The 3,556-nt window shown below is 69.0% G+C and carries 5 protein-coding genes; 3 read left to right on the top strand and 2 right to left on the bottom strand.

Going from position 1 to position 3,556, the window contains the following annotated elements; genetic code table 11:
* Nucleotides 1-392 (top strand): Sua5 family C-terminal domain-containing protein (locus tag ACFDSW_RS15510; RefSeq protein ID WP_375251173.1); only part of this gene is annotated, 392 nt, incomplete at its 5' end.
* A gap of 37 nt (nt 393-429) precedes the next feature.
* On the opposite strand, the gene msrA is transcribed toward ACFDSW_RS15510, so the two are convergent.
* A complete protein-coding gene (gene msrA / locus ACFDSW_RS15505) occupies nt 430-969 on the bottom strand; it encodes a peptide-methionine (S)-S-oxide reductase MsrA (RefSeq protein WP_375251172.1) in 540 nt (179 codons plus the stop codon).
* 85 nt (nt 970-1,054) lie between these two features.
* Between msrA and galE the strand changes: the two genes are divergently transcribed.
* Nucleotides 1,055-2,050 (top strand): UDP-glucose 4-epimerase GalE, encoded by a 996-nt coding sequence (gene galE / locus ACFDSW_RS15500; protein ID WP_375251171.1) that lies wholly within the window; start codon nt 1,055-1,057, stop codon nt 2,048-2,050.
* Nucleotides 2,047-2,886, top strand: coding sequence for an HpcH/HpaI aldolase/citrate lyase family protein (locus ACFDSW_RS15495; RefSeq protein ID WP_375251170.1), 840 nt, complete (start codon nt 2,047-2,049; stop codon nt 2,884-2,886). Before galE ends, ACFDSW_RS15495 begins: the two co-directional genes overlap by 4 nt.
* Nucleotides 2,887-2,964: 78 nt before the next feature.
* Here the strand turns inward: ACFDSW_RS15495 and ACFDSW_RS15490 are convergent.
* Nucleotides 2,965-3,556, bottom strand: a 592-nt coding sequence (locus ACFDSW_RS15490; RefSeq protein WP_375251169.1) for a phosphatase PAP2 family protein, incomplete at its 5' end; no start/stop codon positions are given.

The following is a 3,556-nucleotide window of genomic DNA, read 5'->3' as shown; positions in this document are numbered from 1 at the left end:
GGGTCGAATCGACGATCGTCGCCGGCCGCGCGATCCTGCGGCCCGGGCCGATCACCATGGAGATGCTGGCCTCGGTGCTGCCCGTCGCGGCGGGGGCGACCGCGCATGTCAGCGCGCCGGGCCAGCTTGCCACCCATTACGCGCCCGTGAAACCGCTTCGCCTGGATGCGCTGACGGCGCGGGACGGCGAGTGGCTGATCGGGTTCGGCGCGGTGACCGGTGACGACACGCTGTCGGCGACGGGCGATCCGGTCGAAGCGGCGGCGCGATTGTTCGCCGCGCTCCACCGTGCGGATGCCAGCGACCGCGCCGCCATTGCGGTGGCGCCGGTGCCGGAAGCGGGACTGGGGGTGGCGATCAACGACCGGCTGCGCCGCGCGGCGACGCGCTAGCCGTCGTTCCTTAGGCGGTCCGGCGGGTGAGCCGAAACTACGCCCCCGCCGCCTTGCTGCGCGCGGCAAAGCTCTTGCGCAGTTTCTGCAGCTTGGGCGGGATCACCGCGAGGCAATAGGGGTTCCGCTGCCCTTCGCTTTGCCAATAGTCCTGATGATAATCCTCCGCCGGATACCATTCCCCCATCGCTTCGATCGTCGTGACGATCGGCTTGGGCCATTCGTCCTGCGCGCGCGCGATCGCCTGATTCGCCTGTTCTTCCTGCATCACCGTCGCCGGAAAGATCGCGGAGCGATATTGCGTGCCGATGTCGTTGCCCTGGCGATTGAGCTGGGTCGGATCGTGCGTGGCGAAGAAGATGTCGAGCAGATCGGCATAGCTCACCTGCGCCGGGTCGAAGCCGACACGGATCGCCTCGGCATGCCCGGTGTCGCCGCCGCACACCTGCTTGTAGGTTGGCTGTGGCACATGCCCGCCGATATAGCCGCTCTCGACGCTTTCGACGCCGATGACATCCTTGAACACCGCCTCGGTGCACCAGAAGCAGCCGCCGGCCAGCGTCGCATATTCGGTCATGTAAGGGTCTCCTTTACGCTCCATGTAGGAAGCGGCTAACCGGGTAGCAAAGGGGGCCGGCACGTATGCCGCGCGGGAGAGACGCATGATCGACGGCAAGGTGATGGTAACGGGCGGCGCGGGCTATATCGGCAGCCATGCCGTGCTGGCGCTGCTGGACGCGGGATACGAGGTCGTGGTCATCGATAATCTCGTCACCGGCTTTTCCTGGGCGATCGACCGGCGCGCGGCCTTCGTCGAGATGGCGGTGGAGGACGTCAACCTGCGTAACGTGATGGCGGAACATCGCGTGCGCGCGGTGATGCATTTCGCTGGATCGGTGGTGGTGCCCGAATCGGTGGCCGACCCGCTCAAATATTATCGTAACAACACCGCCGCGACCCGCAGCCTGATCGAGAGCGCGGTGGCGGCGGGCGTGCCGCACTTCATCTTTTCCTCGACCGCGGCGACCTATGGCACGCCCGAGCGTGTGCCGGTGGCGGAGAGCGATCCGACCCGCCCGATCAATCCCTATGGCATGTCGAAGCTGATGACCGAGGCGATGTTGCGCGATGTGGCGGCGGCCCATCCGATCAATTATGCCTGCCTGCGCTATTTCAACGTCGCCGGCGCCGATCCGCAGGGGCGCAGCGGGCAGTCGACCGTCGGCGCGACGCACCTGATCAAGATCGCGGTGGAGGCGGCGACCGGCAAGCGCGATTCGGTGGCGGTGTTCGGCACCGATTTCCCCACCCGCGACGGCACTGGCGTGCGCGACTATATCCATGTCACCGATCTGGCGGAGGCGCATGTCGCCGCCCTGAAGCTGCTCGTCGAGCGGCCCGACGAAAGCCACATCCTCAATGCCGGCTACGGCCGTGGTTTCAGCGTGCTCGAGGTGCTCGACGCGGTCGATCGCGTCACCAACATGACGATCCGGCGCAAGCTGGAGGGGCGGCGCGCGGGCGATCCCGCCGAACTGGTGGCGGACAATGGCGCGATCCTGAAGACGCTCGACTGGGCGCCGCAGCGCGACGACCTGGAGGGGATCGTGCGCGACGCGCTCGCGTGGGAACGCACCCTCGCCGAGCGGGGACGATGAGCCCACGGTCGTGGCTGTTCGTCCCCGGCGACCGGCCGGAGCGGATGGCGAAGGCGCTGGGGTTGGGCGCCGACGCGCTGATCCTCGACCTGGAAGATGCGGTGGCGGCGGGCGCGAAGGCGGCCGCGCGCGATGCGGTGCGGGAATTTCTGGCGCAACGGGACACGGTGCGCGGACCGGCCTTGTTCGTGCGGGTCAATCCGCTCGATTCGACGCTGATCGCGGACGATGTCGCGACGCTGACCGGCGGCGCGTTCGACGGGGTCGTGCTGCCGAAGGCCGAGGGGCGCGCGTCGGTGGCCGCGTTGCGGGCGATGCTGCCCGGCGATTACGCCATCCTGCCGATCGCCAGCGAGACGCCGCGCGCGGTGTTCACGCTGGGCGATTATGACGGCGACGGACTTGCCGGGCTGACCTGGGGGGCGGAGGACCTGCCCGCCGCGATCGGCGCCACCACCTCGCGGGAGCCGGACGGCGGCTATACCGATCCCTATCGGGTGGTGCGGGCGTTGACGCTGTTCGGCGCGCATGCCGCCGGCGTGCCCGCGATCGAGACGGTCTATCCCGATTTTCGCGACCTCGAAGGGCTGGCGCGCTATGCCGCGCGCGGGCGGCGGGACGGCTTCACGGGAATGATGGCGATCCACCCCGCGCAGGTGGCGGTGATCAACCAGGAATTTTCCCCCAGCGCGGAGGAGATCGCGCACGCCCGGCGGATCGTCGAGATGTTCGCCGCGCATCCGGGGGCGGGCGCGCTCCAGCTCGACGGGAAGATGGTGGATGCGCCGCACCTGAAGGCGGCGCAGCGGATTCTCGGGCGGGTTCCGGGGCCATAAGGTACGCCGGCACGGCGTTCGACGGTGAAGCGTGGGGCGGCAGAGCGTGGGGCGGCAGGGCCTGGGGCGGCAGGGCGGTTATCGACGTATCGACAGCCGTCGCCGTGCCGCCGCGCCGATCCACCACCATAGCGCCGCCCAGCCGGTTCCCGCGCACCAGCCCGCCAGTACGTCCGACGGCCAGTGCACGCCCAGATACACACGGCTGATCCCGATGATGCCGACCAGCAGCACCGCCAGCGCGAACGTGTAGCTGCGCACCGCCTGCCCACGCTCCACCTGCGCCACCAGCCCGGCGAGCGTCAGATAGGCGATCGCGCTGTTGGTGGCATGGCCGCTGGGAAAGCTGAGCCCGTGCACCTGCACCAGATGGTCGACCAGTTCGGGGCGGGGACGGCCGACCCAGTGTTTCGCCTGTGCCGCCAGAGGCGATCCGCTGATCGTCGCCGCCGACACCAGCAGCGCGGTCAGCCATAGCCGCCGCACCAGCAGCAGCCCGACCGCGGCGATCGTCGCTGTCGTCAGCACCGTCGCCCCGCCCAATGCGGTCAGGTCGATCATCGCCTCATGCAGCCAGACCGGGCCGATCGGCCGCGCGAGATCGCCGGGCACGCGCAAGGCAAGAATGATCGCGCGGTCGAACGCGAAGGGTGCGTCGTCGACGAGCAGG

The sequence above is a fragment of the Sphingomonas sp. genome (genome assembly GCF_042091075.1).
In the GTDB taxonomy this organism is placed as follows: Bacteria; Pseudomonadota; Alphaproteobacteria; order Sphingomonadales; family Sphingomonadaceae; genus Sphingomonas.
This window is presented reverse-complemented; position numbering and strand designations above follow the sequence as displayed.